We start from the raw sequence: 16,034 nt of genomic DNA on the forward strand, positions 1-16,034 counted from the left end.
AGCCACCCTGGGAGTCGCATGAAAGTCACGATCTTCGGAACCGGCTACGTCGGCCTCGTCACCGGCACCTGCCTTGCGGAAATGGGTAACCATGTCGTCTGCGTCGACGTGGATGCGACCAAGGTCGCGCGGCTGAAGTCGGGCGACATCCCGATCTACGAGCCCGGCCTCGACCCCATGGTGATCCGCAATCACGCGGATGGCCGGCTGGATTTCACCACCGACGCCGCGCCGGGTATCGATCACGGCCAGGTCGTCTTCATCGCGGTCGGCACGCCGCCCGACGAGGATGGCAGCGCCGATCTCAAATATGTCGTGGCCGTGGCCAATACCATCGGCGACCATATCGACCGTTACACCGTGGTGGTCAACAAGTCGACGGTGCCCGTGGGCACGGCGGACCGCGTGCGTGCCGCGATCGCCGCGCGGTTGCAGGCGCGCGGCGTGGACGTGCCGTTCGACGTCGTGTCCAACCCCGAATTCCTCAAGGAAGGCGATGCGGTCGAGGACTGCATGCGTCCGGACCGTATCGTGGTCGGTGCGTCCAGTGAGCGTGCCGTCGCGGTGCTGCGCAAGCTGTACGCGCCGTTCAACCGCAACCACGACCGCATGGTGGTGATGGACGAACGCTCGGCCGAGCTGACCAAGTACGCGGCCAACGCGATGCTGGCCACCAAGATCAGCTTCATGAACGAAATCGCCAACATCGCCGAGCACGTGGGTGCCGATGTCGAACTGGTTCGCCAGGGCATCGGCGCCGATCCGCGCATCGGCTATCACTTCATCTATCCCGGTGCGGGCTACGGCGGCTCGTGTTTTCCGAAAGACGTGCAGGCGCTGGCGCGCACGGCGCACGGCGTGGGCTACGACGCGCGCCTGCTCGATGCAGTCGAGGCGGTGAACGACGCGCAGAAGTCGCGCCTGTTCGCGCTGCTGTCGAAGCACTTCGACGGCAAGCTCACGGGCCTGACCGTCGCTGTCTGGGGCCTGGCCTTCAAGCCCAATACCGACGACATGCGCGAGGCACCCAGCCGCCGCCTGATGGAATTGCTGTGGGATGCCGGTGCAAGCGTACGTGCGTTCGATCCGGAGGCCGCGGACGAAACACGGCGCATCTACGGCGAACGCGACGACCTCGTGCTCGTGGAGCGGCCCTTCGATGCGTTGCAGGGCGCGGACGCGCTGGTCATCGTCACCGAGTGGAAGGCCTTCCGCGCCCCGGATTTCTCCCGGATCAAGTCGATGCTGGGCACGCCGGTGATCTTCGACGGGCGCAACCTGTACGACCCCGCGCAGGTCGAGGAAGCCGGCATCGCCTATTACGGTATCGGCCGCGGCCGTAGCCTGGCGGGACATGCGCATGACTGAACCCGTCGACGACCGCCTGACCGAGCTCGAGGTGCGTCTTTCCTTCATCGACGACACCGTCAACGGGCTGTCGTCGGCCGATACGGAAATCGCGCGGCGCCTTGACCGGCTGGAGCGTGCCGTGCGTGACCTGCGTTCCGACCTGATCAACATGCGCGCCGGCATCGGCAGCGACCCGGCGAACGAACCGCCGCCTCCGCATTACTGACACCCGAACGAGTCTTACCGATCATGGCAGAGTCCCTGCGCGACCAGTTGTTGAAAAGCGGCCTCGTCAAGGAGGTCCGCGAAGAGAAAAGGACCGCCGCGCCGTCGCCACCGAAACAGGCGGGGGGCAGCGGCCAGCCTTATGCGGGCCGTAATCCGCGTCACGGCGGCAAGCCCTCGTCGGGCCAGGGCGGTCGGCCGCAGGGCGAGCGGCCGGCTGGCAGTGGCGGTGCCCGGGCCGGAAGCGGTGGTCCCGGAGGCGGCGGTAATCGCGCTCAGGACGGCCGTCGCGGCTCCGGTGGCGCTCGCCCCCAGGGTGGTGGCGGTGGCCGGCCGCCGCAGGCAGCCAAGCCCGCACGCACCGATGGCGAGATGGACCTGGCCAAGGCTTACGCCATCCGTGCGCAGGCCGAAGCGACCGAGCGTCGCCGTGCCGAGGCCGAGGCCGCCGAGGTGGCCCGGCTGCGCAAGGAAAAGAAGCGCAAGGTCGAGGAGCTCCTGAAGGGCAAGGCGAAGAACCTGGCCGACGCGGACCAGGTCAGGCATTTCCCGTATGGCGAGAAGATTCGTCGCGTCTATGTGGACACGGCCCAGCTGGCGGCGCTCAACGCCGGCGAACTGGGCGTGGTACAGCAGGGCGGGCGTTACCTCATCGTCGACAAGGCGGTGATCGATGAACTGCGTGCGCTCGCGCCGGAGTTCATTGCGCTCATGGTCGACCCGGATGCTCCCGCGGCCGACGACGGCGTTCCCGACGACCTGATGTGGTGACACGCCGGCTGCCTGCGCCGGCGTGACGTCAGGTCACGCTGGCGGCATGGCCAGCGCGGGGTTGTCCCAGCCTTCCTTCTTCGCGAAGCGTGCGCCGTGCTTCTGTTCCAGGCGGGCCAGCCGCTCGCCGATGGCGACGACGCCCTCCGTGCGGAGGTACTGGATGGGGCCGCCACGGAACGGCGCGAAGCCGGTGCCGAAGATGACGCCCGCATCCAGGAGATCGGCGTCGTCCACGACACCTTCGGCAAGGCATGCGACGGCCTCGTTCACCATCGGCAGGATCATCCGGTCCTGGATGTCAGTCGGTGGTACGTAGTCGGGATCGACTTCGGGTTTGTCCGGCTTGCCGTCCTTCCAGACGTAGAGACCTTCACCGTCCTTCTTGCCGCGCTTGTTCGCGGCGAGTTTCTCGTCGAGTCCGGGCGGGATAGCCAGGCCCAGGAAGGGCGCGAGTTCCTTGCCGACGGAGGCGCAGACGTCGAGACCGACCGTGTCGGCCAGTTCGATCGGGCCCATCGGCATGCCGAACTTCTTCGCCTCGCGATCCAGCACCGGGCCGGGCACGCCCTCGTTGTACAGGCGCATCGCTTCCATCAGGTAGGGCATGAGGATGCGGTTGACCAGGAAGCCCGGGGTGCCCTTGACCGGCACCGGCAGCTTGCCCAGCGCCTTGCAGAAGGCGAGGGCGCGTTTTTCGATGGCCGGGTCCAGTGCGTCGTGACGAACGACCTCCACCAGCGGCATCTGCGCAACGGGATTGAAGAAATGCAGGCCGAGGAAGCGCCGCGGTGCCGCCAGGCCCTGGCGCAGTTCGTCCAGCGGAATGGACGACGTGTTGCTGGCCAGGATCTGCTCGGCGGTGAACTGGGGTTCGATCGTCGCGTAAAGCGCGTGCTTGGCATCGGCGTTTTCGAAGATCGCCTCGATGGCGAGGTCCGCCTGCGCGACCCCGTGGCCTTCCACGTCCGCACGCAGCCGCGCGACGGCGGCATCGACCTTCGCCGGTGCCCTGAGCTTCTTCTCGAAGAGCGACCGTGCGCGTTGCAGCGCTGGCTCGACGAAGCGCAGCTCGCGATCCTGTAGCGTGACGTCGAAGCCTTTCAGTGCGGACCATGCGGCGATGTCACCGCCCATGGTGCCCGCGCCGACGACGTGCACATGCCGGATGCCGTGCTCGATGCCGCCGCCCAACCCCTTCAGGCGTTCCTGCAGGAAGAAGATGCGGATCAGGTTGCGCGCGGTGGGCGTCGTGGCCAGCTTCGCCACCGATTTCGCCTCGAGCTTCAGCCGCTGCTGGATACCGGCGCCGCCGCGTGCCCACACGTCGATCAGCGCGAAGGGGGCGGGGTAGTGCTCCCTGCGCACCTTGGCGGCGGTCTGCTTGCGGACCATCGGCGCGAGGATGGCCCGTGCCAGAACGGTGTTGGTGGCCCAGGCCTTGGCCCGCAGCGCGAAGGGACGCGACGAGGGGCGCCGTGCCAGCTGTATGGCTTCGGCCAGCAATGCCTCCGGGCGCGCCAGGCGGTCGACGAGACCGACGGCGCGGGCACGTCGCGCGTTGAACGGCTTGCCCGTGAGCATGGCCGGAAGGGCGTCCGGCGCACCGATCAGTCGCGGCAGCCGCGCCGAACCGCCCCAGCCCGGATGGATGCCGAGCATGACCTCGGGCAGGCCGATCTTCGTGGTGTCGTCGTCCGCGGCGATGCGCAGGCGGCAGGCCAGGGCCAGTTCAGTGCCGCCACCCATGCAGGCGCCGTGGATGGCGGCCACGGTGGGGCAGGGAAGCCGGGCCAGGTTTTCGAAGATGCGCTGGCCGTTTTCGATGTTTTCCAGGACCGAGCCGGCATGGGCGTATTCGACGAACTCGCGGATATCGGCACCCACCGCGAAACCCGACGGCTTGGCCGAGTGGATCACCACGCCGCGCGGTGCCTCGATGGCCAGGCGTTCGACGAGACGGTCCAGTTCGTCGAGCACCTCGCGCGACAGCGCGTTGGCGCTGGAGCCGGCGCGATCCAGCGTGAGGACGACGATGCCGTCGTCGCCTGCCTGGGTGGTCCAGTGTTTGAATCGGAGTCCTTCGAACATGGGGAAAGTCGTGCGCTGGCGAGTAAGCGCATCACCTTACCGTTCCGTCGCGTCGAATGCGAGATATCCGCTGGCGCCACCCCCGGTGTTACCACGATACTGCCCGCATCCTCTCGCAGCGACGCCCCATGGCACCCGACACCCAGGCAGGTACCGACGTCTTCGACCGCATCCTGGCGTCGCCCGGCCCCCTGGTTGCCCTACAGTCGTCCGACCCCGCGATGCTGGTCGACCAGTTCCGCCTGGTGGCGCGGCGCACGGGCCAGGCCGTCTACCTCTGGCGACACGCGGAAGGCCTGGTGAGCCTGCGCGACGCGCAGATGCGCGTGCCTGGCTGCGTGCGCCTGGGCGACACCCTTCGGTACATCTTGCAAAGCCTGCATTTCGGCGTGTACCTGCTGGACATGCCGTCGGGTCCGCCCAGTGCCACCGACGGTGCGCTTTTGCGGCAACTGGCCCGCACGGCCACCGGGCACGTGCGCCGCGTGGTGCTGATGGGGGCCAGCGCCAGCCTGCTGGCCACGTTCGAGGACGACGTGGTCCAGGTGGACGCGGAATGGCGGGCACCGGCCGCCGCGCCGCGGCTGCGTGACGGCCGCTGGATCGTCTGAGCCCGTGTCCAACGTGCCCAACCCGCTCGGCATCCTCATCTTCACGCCGCGTCGCGACGTTCGCCGTGCCGTTTTCGATGCCCTGGACCTGGACGGCGATTTCGTCCTGCTGAGTGCACGCGACGCCACGCAACTGGAGGCGCTGCTCGAAGACGCACCGCCGCTGCACGTCGTGGTGGTGGGTGCCGACGGCGATCCGGACATCGCCCGGGGCCTGCGCATCCTGCGTGCCTGCGGGGAGTACGCATCGCTGCCCGCCGTGTACGTGGTGGACGACCTCCCTGGCATCGCCCCCGCGGGAGGCGTCGACTGGCTCCGCGAGAGCGCGATAGGTACCGAACTGGCCCAGCGCGTGCGGCAGGCCGTGTCGTCGGGTCCTGCCGTGCCGGTCGCGCCGCACCGTGACTACCGTTTCGCCTTCGATGCCGGTGCAGCGTGGGTGGTGGCGTCCAGTCCGCAGGGATGCATCCTCGAAACCGGTGACGCGATGGAGCGGCTGTGCGAGGGCGACGGCCCGGTGCAGGGCCGCCTGCTGGCCGAACTGTTCCATCCCGTCCACGAGGCTTCCTGGCCGCTGCCCGATGGGGATGCCATGGCGTGTACGCTGCGCCGGCGCGACGGTGTGGAGATCGTCGGCGAAATCGACGTGCGTCATCGTAACGACGGTGGCGAGCATCGCATCGCGGTGGCTTTTCGCGACATGCGCGCCACCGACACGGCCTCCCGGGCGCTTGCCCTCCTGGCCGTGCTCGAGGGTTGCCCCAGCGACGACGAGGGCATGGGTGAAGCGGCCGCGATGCTTGCCGATGCGCTCGACCTGGACGCGTTGGCCTTGTGGTCGGCGCTGCCTGAAAGCGAGTCGGGGCCCGAGTTGCTTACGCATCTTTACAACGGCATGGCGCCTGTGGACTGGCCCTCGCCCGACGACCTGCCCTTGCTCCGTACATGCCTTGGCGGTACGCCGCTGTTGCGACTGGCCGAAAGCGACGATGTCCCGCTGGGCGATCCGCTGATCGAATCGCTCGGGCTGGCGTCTTTCGCATGGCTGCCGCTGCTGGACGAACGTCGCAACGTGATCGGCGCGATGCTGGCCGGGCGGCGGCGCCTCGCCAGCGACGGTCGCGTGCTGGCGCTGGCGTTGCGTGCGGCGACGGCACGTTTCGCTGCGGCGCTGGAGTTGCGCCGGGCACGTGAGCAGGGCCGCGTGCGTGGCCTGATCGACGCGCTGACCGGGTTACCCAACCGTTTGCTGTTCAACGATCGCCTCGACACCACCATTCGCGAAGCGGAGCGTACGGGCGAGTTGTTCGCCATCCTCCTGGTCGACCTGGACCGGTTCAAGGGCATCAACGAGTCCCTCGGCCATGCCGTGGGCGACCAGGTGCTCAACGCCGTGGCACGCAGGTTACGCGCCAGCGTGCGTGCTTCCGATACGGTCGCCCGCTTCGCGGGCGATGAGTTCACGCTGATCCTGCGTCACATCATCAAGCGCGACGACGTGCTGCGCATCGCCGAGAAAGTGGTGCAGGCCATGGAGGTGCCGCTGGCACTGGACGACGGTTCGGAGCTGCAGGTCACCGTCTCGGTCGGCATCGCGTTCTTTCCCGACGACGCCACCCAGGGTGAACCGCTGCTGCGCCATGCCGACGAGGCGATGTACGGCGCCAAGAGCCTGGGTCGCAACAATTATCAGTTGTACGCCACCGACACCGGCGCGGCGCAGCAGCAGAGCGCCGAACTGAAGGCGCGCTTGCGCCACGCCGTGCGCAACGACGAGCTGCGCGTCTTCTACCAGCCGCAGGTGGCGGCGGCCAGCGAGGATATCGTCGGCATGGAGGCCCTGGTCCGCTGGGAGCACCCCGAGCTGGGGATGATCAGCCCGGCGTTCTTCATTCCCCTGGCCGAGGCCAGTGGCCTGATCGTGCCGCTCGGCGAATGGGTGCTGCGTACCGCATGCATCCAGGCGAAGGCCTGGGAGGACCGGTTCGGCCTGCGGCTGCGGCTGGGCGTCAACCTGTCGGCGGTGCAGCTGATGCAGCCCGACCTGGCCGGCGTGGTGGCGTCCGCGCTGCACGACAGCGGCTTGCCGCCCGAGCTGCTCGAGCTCGAGGTCACCGAAAGCATCAGCGTCAAAACGGTGCCCCGGCTCGTCGAGACTCTCGATGCCCTGCATGCCCTGGGTTGCCAGATCGCCATCGACGATTTCGGTACCGGTGCCGCCTCACTGGACTACTTGCGCCGGCTGCCGGCAGACCGGATCAAGATCGACCAGAGTTTTGTGCGGAACATCGGGGTCGATCCCGACGACGAAGCCATCGTCAAGGCCACGATCGACGTGGCCCACCAGCTGAAGCGGGCGGTAGTCGCCGAGGGCGTGGAGATCGAACAGCACCTGCAGTTCCTGCGCAGCAACGGCTGCGAGGAACTGCAGGGCTATCTGTTCTGCCGCCCGCTGCCGGCCGCCAGCTTCGACAAGCTACTGGGCGAGCGTGAGCGCCTGGTCGGCGACGGCACCCAGGATCGGCCCGCTTTTCGGGCGTAGTGCACGAATCAATCCCGGGGGTATGTCTCTATATCGTCGACGCGCCCGGCATAGAAGGCGAGATGCCCCTTGATCGCCAGTACGTGGTCGAACGGGTCTTCATACGACCACGCGATGTCTTCTTTGTGGTCCTTCCTGCTGAAATAACTCGCATCGCCCTTGAAAGGGCAATGGGTTCGGGTCCTGCTGGTCATGAGTTCCTGCATCGCCACCTCGTCGCGCGGAATGTAGAAAACCGGCGGCAGGCTGCCCTCGCGAAGCAGCAGAGCGTTACGACTATCGGCCAGCACCGCGCCGCCCGCCCGGACGATCACTCGCTGCGCGGCTGGTTCCACGGTGATGGGATGATGCGGTCCCGGTTGCTTGCCACCTTGCATGTGAACCTCTCGAGTGATGACGGATGCCGAAGCCGGCGGCATGGACCGCCAAAATGTTGGTGCCGATGATCATGGCGGCCGGCGATGGTTATCGGGGTCTCTGTCCAACGTGCCGTTCAGCCATTGGTGGGCATATTCCCACCGGCTGGGCCTGGCCCGTAAGTGAACTTGCCCGCGCGGCGCTTGTCTCAGCTGCGCCCGCGACTGGCCCCGAATGAGTTAAGGAGACGGCCCGGATGGGCGAAAACGAACTGGATCAAGCACTTGTCGAGCGCGTGCAGCAGGGTGACCGCCGCGCGTTCGACTTGCTTGTCCGCAAGTACCAGCACAAGGTCATCGCGCTCATCTCGCGATACGTCCACGACCGTACGGAGTGCGAGGACATCGCGCAGGAAGCCTTTGTGCGCGCCTGGCGGGCTTTGGCCTCGTTCCGCGGCGAAAGCGCTTTCTATACATGGCTTTACAAGATCGCGGTCAATACGGCAAAGAACCACCTCGTCGCCATGGGGCGTCGGCCCCCGACGGGCGACATCGACGTGGAAGACGCTGTCTACGTGCCCGGGGCGACGCGCATGCACGAAAGCGCTACGCCCGAGCGCGAGCTGATGCGGGAACAGGTGGAACAAACGGTCTTTTCCACTGTCCAAGCCTTGCCCGAGGAACTTCGGGTCGCGATCACCCTTCGCGAGGTGGACGGCAAGAGTTACGATGAAATCGCCGTTCTCATGGACTGCCCCATCGGGACCGTCCGCTCGCGTATTTTCAGGGCTCGCGAAGCCATTGACGAAAAACTGCGGCCGTTGCTATCCGACCGCGAGGATCACACCCCATGAGCGAAACCAATCGCGAAATTCTCTCCGCCGGCATGGACGGGGAGTTGTCACGGGAGGAAATGCGCTTCTTGCTGCGCCGCGTCGAGGCCGACGCTAGCCTGGCGGGCGCATGGTCGCGTTATCACACGGTGCGTGATCGCTTGCGCGGCGAAGCCCACCTGGCGGCGTCGCCGGATTTCGCCAGTCGTGTCATGGCGGCGATCGACGCGGAGTCCGTGGTCGTCTCGGCGGCACCGCGACGTCGCTGGCTGCATTGGTCCGCGGGTGGCGCCATCGCCGCTAGCGTCGCTGTCGCCGCGCTGATGCTGTCACAGCCGGCGGGTCGCCACTCCACGGCGACCGACGTGGCCCAACAGGCCCCGGCCATGCAAGGCACTACCGTGGCGGATGTTCCCGCCGCTGCCGCCGCTCCCGTCGCACCCCAGTGGCTGTCGGGCAACGATGCGTCTCAGTTCACGCAGAAGGCGGCGTTCGATGGTTCGAGCGAAGCCGGCACCGCGTACCTGCCGCGTTTCATGCCGTACCAGATCCACCGCGCCCGGGCGTCGGAAAATCCCGAGGGCAACGGCTACCTGCTGCTGACCCGTCCGGACGGCAGCCGCTATGCGCAGCCGGTGTCCGTCCCGCAGGCTCGCTGAGCCGCGGTCGTATTCGCGCCCGCCGCCGTCCCCGGCGGGCGCTTTCCCTTCTGTTGATCCCCGGCGGTGCCATCGCCGCACGGGCAGTCGTGGCTGGAAAAAGGAGGAAAAGATGGCTTTCTGGCAGGTACGCGCGCTCCTGGGCGGCGCACTCGTGATGGCCGGCGCGGCAGCGCAGGCCCAATCGCTCCCGGACTTCACCGGCATCGTGGAAAAGAACGCCCCGGCGGTCGTCCATGTCGAAGCGAAGACCAACGGTTCATCCAGGAGCAAGGGGCGGAGCGGGCCCGACAGCGGCGGTCAGGACGACCAGCAGGAACTCCTGCGGCGCTTCTTCGGCATGCCGGGCATGCCACCGGGCATGCCACCGGGCATGCCGGCGCCATCGCCCGACCAGACCTCGCTGGGCTCGGGCTTCATCATCTCCCCCGACGGCTATGTGCTCACCAACGACCACGTGGTCGACGACGCCGACGAGGTCAAGATCCGCCTCCAGGACCGCCGCACCTTCACGGCGAAAGTGGTCGGCAAGGACCCCCAATACGATATCGCCCTGCTCAAGATCGACGGCAGCGCCTTGCCCACCGTGACCATCGGCGATTCCCGCAGCGTGCGGCGCGGCCAGTGGGCCCTGGCCATCGGCTCGCCTTTCGGGCTGGATGCCACGGTCACCCACGGCATCATCAGCGCGGTCGGGCGCAACCTGGGTAGCGGCGACCAGCCCTACACCTCGTTCATCCAGACCGACGTGCCGATCAACCGCGGCAATTCGGGCGGTCCGCTGTTCAACCTGCAGGGCCAGGTCATCGGCATCAATTCGCAGATCTACTCCACTTCGGGTGGCTACCAGGGCCTGTCCTTTTCGATCCCGATCGACGTGGCGATGAACGTCGTGCAGCAGATCAAGGACAAGGGCTACGTGTCCCGCGGCATGCTCGGCGTCACCGTACAGCCGGTGGACCCCTTCGTGAAAAACCTCGACCTGCCGGACGCCAACGGTGCCCTGGTCGCCCAGGTCACCCCGGGCAGTGGCGCGGACAAGGCCGGCATCCGGCAGGGCGATGTCATCCTCTCGTTCAACGGCACGCCCGTCACGCAGTCGGCGGACCTGCCGCCGCTGGTGGGCATCATCCGTCCGGGTTCCATCGCGAAGGTCGAGATCCTCCGCGATCACAAGAAGCAGGCGGTCGAGGTCAAGGTCGGCGAACTGCCGCGCGACAAGAACGCGCTGGCCCAGGCCGGCGATGCGGGCCAATCCGCGAGCGGCTCGGCCGCGGCGCTGGGCCTGGCGGTGCAGGACATCGATGCCTCCTCGCGCACCGAGCTGGGCCTGAAGGCCGGCGAGGGCGTGGTGGTCAGCCGCGTCACCGGTCGCGCGGCCGCCGGGGCGGGGCTGCAGGCAGGCGACATCGTGCTCATGGTCAACCAGAAAAGGGTCGGTTCGGTCGCGGCGTTCCGTGAGGCTACCCAGGGCATCAAGCCGGGCGACACGGCCATGCTGCTGGTTCGCCGTGACGACACCACGCGTTTCATGGGCATCACGGTGCCCCAGGATCGCTGATCGCGCGCCGGCCACCCGTCGCCGATCGGCGGCGGGTGGCCTTCCATGCGATAATGCCGGATTCGCACCGGCCCCCAGGGCCGCTGCGCGTCGTTCGCGCCGCGAGCGATGGTGAACGTGACCACGGCGCTCCATGGAACTCATCCGCAACTTCTCCATCATTGCCCACATCGACCATGGCAAGTCGACGTTGGCCGACCGCATCATCCAGTTGTGCGGAGGCTTGTCCGAGCGCGAAATGGAAGCGCAGGTCCTCGACAACAACCCGATCGAGCGCGAGCGCGGCATCACGATCAAGGCCCAGTCCGTGTCGTTGCCGTACACGGCGCGCGACGGCAAGACCTACCAGCTGAACTTCATCGACACGCCCGGCCACGTCGACTTCTCCTACGAAGTCAGCCGCTCGCTGTCCGCGTGCGAAGGCGCGCTGCTGGTGGTCGACGCCGCGCAGGGGGTGGAGGCGCAGTCGGTCGCCAATTGCTACACGGCGATCGAACAGGGGCTGGAAGTCATTCCCGTGCTCAACAAGATCGACCTGCCCACGGCCGATCCTGAAAAGGCCAAGGCCGAGATCGAGGCGGTGATCGGCATCGACGCCAGCGACGCCATCGCGGTCAGCGCCAAGACCGGGCAGAACGTGATCGAGGTGCTCGAGGCCATCATCCACCGTATTCCGGCGCCGAAGCCGGGCAATACGGACAAGCTCCAGGCGCTGATCATCGATTCCTGGTTCGACAACTACCTCGGCGTGGTCTCGCTGGTCCGCGTGATGCAAGGCGAGATCAAGCCGGGCGACAAGATCCTGGTCATGTCCACCGGTCGCACCCACCTGGTCGACGACGTAGGCGTGTTCACGCCCAAGCGCAAGAAGCTCGAAAAACTCTGCGCCGGCGAAGTCGGCTGGATCAACGCGTCGATCAAGGATGTCCACGGCGCCCCTGTGGGCGATACGCTGACGCTGGCGGGCAAGCCGGCCAGCGAGCCGCTTCCCGGCTTCCAGACCATGCAGCCGCGCGTGTTCGCGGGCCTGTTCCCCGTGTCCGCCGACGACTACCCGGCCCTGCGCGAGGCCCTGGACAAGCTGCGCCTGAACGATGCCGCCATGTTCTTCGAGCCGGAAAGCTCGGAGGCGATGGGCTTCGGCTTCCGCTGCGGCTTCCTCGGCATGCTGCACATGGAGATCGTGCAGGAGCGCCTGGAGCGCGAGTACGACCTCAACCTGATCACCACCGCGCCCACCGTGGTGTACGAGGTGGCCAAGACCGACGGCACCATCCTGGCGATGGATAACCCGGCCAAGTTGCCGCCGCCGCAGCAGATCGTCGAGATCCGCGAGCCGATCATCGTCGCCAATATCCTCACCCCCGGTGAGTACGTCGGCAACGTCATCAAGCTGTGCGAGGAAAAACGCGGCGTGCAGCGCACCATCCAGTACCTGGCGACGCAGGTGCAGGTCACCTACGAGCTGCCGCTGGCCGAAGTGGTCCTGGACTTCTTCGATCGCCTGAAGTCGGTATCCCGCGGCTATGCCTCGATGGACTATCAGCTGGAGCGTTTCGACGCGGGCCCGTTCGTGCGCGTGGACGTGCTCATCAACGGCGATCGCGTGGACGCGCTCAGCCTCATCGTGCATCGTTCGCACGCCGACCGCCGCGGGCGGGAACTGGTGGAGCGGATGAAGGACCTGATCCCCCGGCAGCAGTTCGACGTGGCCATTCAGGCGGCGATCGGTGCGGCGGTGATCGCGCGGTCCACGGTCAAGGCGTTGCGCAAGAACGTGCTGGCCAAGTGCTACGGCGGCGATGTCTCGCGCAAGAAGAAACTGCTCGAGAAACAGAAGGAAGGCAAGAAGCGCATGAAGCAGGTCGGCAGCGTCGAAATCCCCCAGGAAGCCTTCCTGGCGGTGCTCAGGCAGGACAACAAGTAGCCTTACCGGCTGCGACGGCGTTTCATCACGGATAGCCGGCGCCGGACGCGCCGGAACGGGCCACCGGGCCCCTCGACACGATTTACGGAGTTGGCATGGCGTCATTCGATTTTTCGGCGATTCTCCTCGGCCTCACGGTGCTGTTCGGCGTGGTCTGGCTGATCGACTGGCTGTTCCTCGCCAAGGCGCGGCGCGCGCGCGCCGAAGCCTCCGGTACCGAGCAACCCGAGCCGTGGCCGGTCGACTGGGCACGGTCGCTGTTCCCGGTGATCCTCGTCGTGCTGCTTCTGCGCTCGTTCGTGGCGGAGCCGTTCCGGATTCCCTCCGGCTCGATGATGCCCACGCTGGATGTCGGCGATTTCATCCTGGTGAACAAGTTCGCCTATGGCTTGCGCATGCCCGCGTTCAACAACAAGCTGCTGGAAAACGGCGAGCCGCGTCGTGGCGATGTGGTGGTCTTCCGTTTCCCCGGTTACCTGTGCCGGGACGAAAGTGGCCGCACCATCCGCAGCGGCGATGTCTCCTGCGCCGATCCCCACGCGCCGGTGCCCGGCGAAAACTGGATCAAGCGCGTGATCGGCCTGCCGGGCGACCGCATCGAGACCCGCGGTAGCGAGCTCTACATCAATGGCGAGCGGGTCGGCGCGGACGATCTCGGCGCGTTCAAGGGCAACATGAATCGCCCGGAAGACCGCATGCTGATGACCTACGGTTCGCACCTGTACACGGAGCACCTGGGCAGCATCAACCACACGATCGCCCTGACCCCGGCCTACAACGTGCCGATGGACATCCCCAATGCCATGGTGCCGTCGGAGGTGCCCAAGGGCTGCTACATCGTCATGGGCGACAACCGCATGAACAGCACCGACAGCCGCTGGTGGGGCTGCATGCCCGAGGAAAACCTGGTGGGCAAGGCGTTCTTCGTCTGGATGGCCTGGCGTGGTCTGGGCAACGGTATCCTCGACTTATCGAAGATGGGCAAGGTCATCCATTGACGGCGGCATGGCTCCGTCGCGCGGCAGGACGTTGCGGATGGCCGTGGACAAGGTAATCTCCGCTCCGGGGCGCCCGTGCGCGCCCCGTCGCCATTCACGGTCTTGAACAGGGGAGCCGCCGGCCACGGCGGAACACACGCATGAAATCCAGGCAATCGGGTATCACCCTCATCGGTTTCGTCATCCTCCTGGCGGTGCTGGGCTTCTTTGCATTCATGGCGATGAAGCTGGTGCCGTCGTACATCGAGTACATGGGCGTGGTGAAGGCCATGAACCAGATGTCGACCGAGGGTGGCAACCAGGACGTCGGCGAGGCACGCCGCCAGCTCGCCTTCAAGATGAGCTTCCAGTACGTCGACGATTCGACGATCAAGCCGCAGGACGTGACGGTGGAACGCGCCAACAACGGCGCGGTGCTGCACGTGAACTACGACAAGGAAATCCCGTTCCTCTACAACATTTCCTTCCTGTTGCATTTCGACCATTCGGTCCCGTTCAAGAGTGCCGTCGGGCAATAATGAGGTTTCGTGCAGTTCCCGCATTCCTTCCGTAATCCGACCCTCGCGGCGCTGGCGCTCACCCACCGGAGCGTCGGCAAGCCGAACAACGAGCGGATGGAATTCCTCGGTGACGCCCTGCTGGGCGCGATCGTTGCCGAGCTGCTGTTCGAAGTGCACCCCAATGCCAGCGAGGGCGAGCTTTCCCGCCTGCGCGCGCAACTGGTCAACGGCGAGGCACTGGCCGTGATCGCGCGTGAGCTGGCGCTGGGCGAGGTGCTCAAGCTGGGTCCGGGCGAGTTGAAGAGCGGCGGTTTCCGCCGTGATTCCATCCTCTCCGACGCCTTCGAGGCGCTGATTGCCGCCGTCTACATGGACGACGGCTTCGACGCCTGTCGCCAGGTCGTGCGCCGGCTTTTCATGCCGCGCGTGGCCGAACTCAAACGCTCCAGCAAGGACGCCAAGACGCGCCTGCAGGAGTGGCTGCAGGGCAGGGGCTTACCGCTGCCCGTCTACGAACTCACCGACAGCTACGGCGAAGACCACGCCAAGACCTTCGACGTCAGCTGCTGCATCGACGAACCGGAACCGATCCGCGTGGAAGGGCGCGGCGGCAGCCGGCGCGCCGCCGAACAGGACGCCGCGGAAGCGGTGCTGCGCCGATTGCTGGAAAAAAAGAATGAACGATAACGATACCCCCGAGAACGACACCCCCGTCGACGGCGACTTCCGCTGCGGTTACGTAGCCCTGTCCGGCCGACCCAACGTCGGCAAGTCCACGTTGCTCAACGCCATGATCGGCGTGCGCCTGAGCATCGTGAGCCATCGTCCGCAGACCACCCGCCACCGCATCCTGGGCATCTCGACCAAGCCCGCGGGCCAGATCCTCTACGTCGACACACCGGGCCTGCACCGGGGTGCCAAGCGTGCGATGAACCGCAGCATCAACCGTGCCGCGCGCGCCGCCATCACCGAAGTCGATCTTGCGGTGCAGGTGATCGAGGCCGGGCGCTGGACCGACGAGGATGCCGCGATGTATGCGGCACTCGCCGAGCAGGAGGGCATGACGCGCCTGCTGGCCATCAACAAGGTGGACCTGCAGAAGGACAAGACGGCGATGCTGCCGTTCGTGGCCGACCTGATGGCCAAGCATCCGTTCGACGACGTCTATTACGTCAGCGCGCTGAAGTCGAAGGGCCTGGAAGGCCTGGAAAAGGGCATCCTCAAGCGGCTGCCCGTCCAGCCGGCCGTCTACGGCGAAGACGAGATCACCGACCGCAGCGAGCGTTTCCTTGCCGCGGAGATGGTCCGCGAGCAGCTCATGCTTCGCCTGGACCAGGAACTGCCTTACGCCACCACGGTGGAGATCGAGCAGTTCGAGGACCGCCCGGATGGCGTGGCCGAGGTGCATGCGGTGATCTGGGTCGAGCGCGATGGCCAGAAAGCCATCGTCATCGGCAACGGCGGCGCCCAGCTCAAGGCGATCGGAACCTCGGCACGCAAGGGCATGGAGCACCTGTTCGAGCGCAAGGTGTTCCTCAAGCTGTGGGTGAAGGTACGCGAAGGCTGGGCGGACGACGAGAACCTGCTCAAGCGCTTCGGTTACGAATAAG

The 16,034-nt window shown here is 66.6% G+C and carries 15 protein-coding genes; 13 read left to right on the plus strand and 2 right to left on the minus strand.

All coding sequences use genetic code 11. The features are described from left to right. The first annotated feature begins 18 nt into the window (after window positions 1–18). The 3 genes from QRN34_RS01825 to QRN34_RS01835 are packed head-to-tail and all read left to right on the plus strand — an operon-like array spanning window position 19 to window position 2,346. Window positions 19–1,368, plus strand: a complete 1,350-nt coding sequence (locus QRN34_RS01825; RefSeq protein WP_285401461.1) for a UDP-glucose/GDP-mannose dehydrogenase family protein — start codon at window positions 19–21, stop codon at window positions 1,366–1,368. Beyond that, window positions 1,361–1,576, plus strand: coding sequence for a SlyX family protein (locus QRN34_RS01830; protein WP_036144230.1), 216 nt, complete (start codon window positions 1,361–1,363; stop codon window positions 1,574–1,576). The genes QRN34_RS01825 and QRN34_RS01830 overlap by 8 nt, the downstream gene beginning before the upstream one ends. Before the next feature lie 23 nt (window positions 1,577–1,599). Beyond that, complete coding sequence (locus tag QRN34_RS01835) at window positions 1,600–2,346, plus strand: DUF2058 family protein (RefSeq protein ID WP_285401462.1); 747 nt, start codon at window positions 1,600–1,602, stop codon at window positions 2,344–2,346. 33 nt (window positions 2,347–2,379) lie between these two features. Here QRN34_RS01835 and QRN34_RS01840 read toward each other — a convergent pair whose 3' ends face one another. Beyond that, a complete protein-coding gene (locus tag QRN34_RS01840) occupies window positions 2,380–4,437 on the minus strand; it encodes a 3-hydroxyacyl-CoA dehydrogenase NAD-binding domain-containing protein (RefSeq protein WP_285401463.1) in 2,058 nt (685 codons plus the stop codon). Window positions 4,438–4,565: 128 nt separating this feature from the next. Between QRN34_RS01840 and QRN34_RS01845 the strand changes: the two genes are divergently transcribed. Then, window positions 4,566–5,048, plus strand: coding sequence for a hypothetical protein (locus QRN34_RS01845; protein ID WP_285401464.1), 483 nt, complete (start codon window positions 4,566–4,568; stop codon window positions 5,046–5,048). A 4-nt stretch (window positions 5,049–5,052) separates the two neighbouring features. Beyond that, a complete protein-coding gene (locus tag QRN34_RS01850; protein WP_285401465.1) occupies window positions 5,053–7,590 on the plus strand; it encodes a bifunctional diguanylate cyclase/phosphodiesterase in 2,538 nt (845 codons plus the stop codon). Window positions 7,591–7,598: 8 nt separating this feature from the next. Here QRN34_RS01850 and QRN34_RS01855 read toward each other — a convergent pair whose 3' ends face one another. Next, window positions 7,599–7,967: a DUF427 domain-containing protein gene (locus QRN34_RS01855; RefSeq protein ID WP_285401466.1), complete on the minus strand. Its 369-nt coding sequence runs from the start codon at window positions 7,965–7,967 to the stop codon at window positions 7,599–7,601. A gap of 236 nt (window positions 7,968–8,203) precedes the next feature. Here QRN34_RS01855 and rpoE point away from each other — a divergent pair, with 236 nt between their 5' ends. The 8 genes from rpoE to era all read left to right on the plus strand — a co-directional run bounded on the left by rpoE (window position 8,204) and on the right by era (window position 16,033). After that, the gene (rpoE, locus tag QRN34_RS01860; protein ID WP_036140845.1) at window positions 8,204–8,800 is read left to right on the plus strand and encodes an RNA polymerase sigma factor RpoE; all 597 of its coding nucleotides are present in this window, start codon (window positions 8,204–8,206) and stop codon (window positions 8,798–8,800) included. Continuing rightward, window positions 8,797–9,438, plus strand: coding sequence for a sigma-E factor negative regulatory protein (locus tag QRN34_RS01865; protein ID WP_285401467.1), 642 nt, complete (start codon window positions 8,797–8,799; stop codon window positions 9,436–9,438). Before rpoE ends, QRN34_RS01865 begins: the two co-directional genes overlap by 4 nt. Window positions 9,439–9,550: 112 nt before the next feature. Beyond that, on the plus strand, window positions 9,551–10,999 hold the full coding sequence (locus QRN34_RS01870) for a Do family serine endopeptidase (protein WP_285401468.1): 1,449 nt from the start codon (window positions 9,551–9,553) through the stop codon (window positions 10,997–10,999). 133 nt (window positions 11,000–11,132) lie between these two features. Continuing rightward, window positions 11,133–12,926 carry a translation elongation factor 4 gene (lepA, locus tag QRN34_RS01875; protein WP_036140848.1) on the plus strand — a complete coding sequence of 598 codons (1,794 nt, stop codon included), beginning with the start codon at window positions 11,133–11,135 and terminating at the stop codon, window positions 12,924–12,926. Window positions 12,927–13,021: 95 nt separating this feature from the next. Continuing rightward, entirely contained in the window at window positions 13,022–13,924 is a 903-nt protein-coding gene (gene lepB, locus QRN34_RS01880) for a signal peptidase I (protein ID WP_285401469.1), read from the plus strand. A 140-nt stretch (window positions 13,925–14,064) separates the two neighbouring features. Next, window positions 14,065–14,442, plus strand: coding sequence for a DUF4845 domain-containing protein (locus tag QRN34_RS01885; RefSeq protein ID WP_285401470.1), 378 nt, complete (start codon window positions 14,065–14,067; stop codon window positions 14,440–14,442). 9 nt (window positions 14,443–14,451) lie between these two features. Beyond that, on the plus strand, window positions 14,452–15,111 hold the full coding sequence (gene rnc, locus QRN34_RS01890) for a ribonuclease III (protein WP_285401471.1): 660 nt from the start codon (window positions 14,452–14,454) through the stop codon (window positions 15,109–15,111). Continuing rightward, on the plus strand, window positions 15,101–16,033 hold the full coding sequence (gene era, locus QRN34_RS01895; protein ID WP_285401472.1) for a GTPase Era: 933 nt from the start codon (window positions 15,101–15,103) through the stop codon (window positions 16,031–16,033). Before rnc ends, era begins: the two co-directional genes overlap by 11 nt. Window position 16,034: the final 1 nt, after the last annotated feature.

The organism is Luteibacter sp. ME-Dv--P-043b (assembly GCF_030209605.1).
Taxonomy (GTDB): Bacteria; Pseudomonadota; Gammaproteobacteria; order Xanthomonadales; family Rhodanobacteraceae; genus Luteibacter.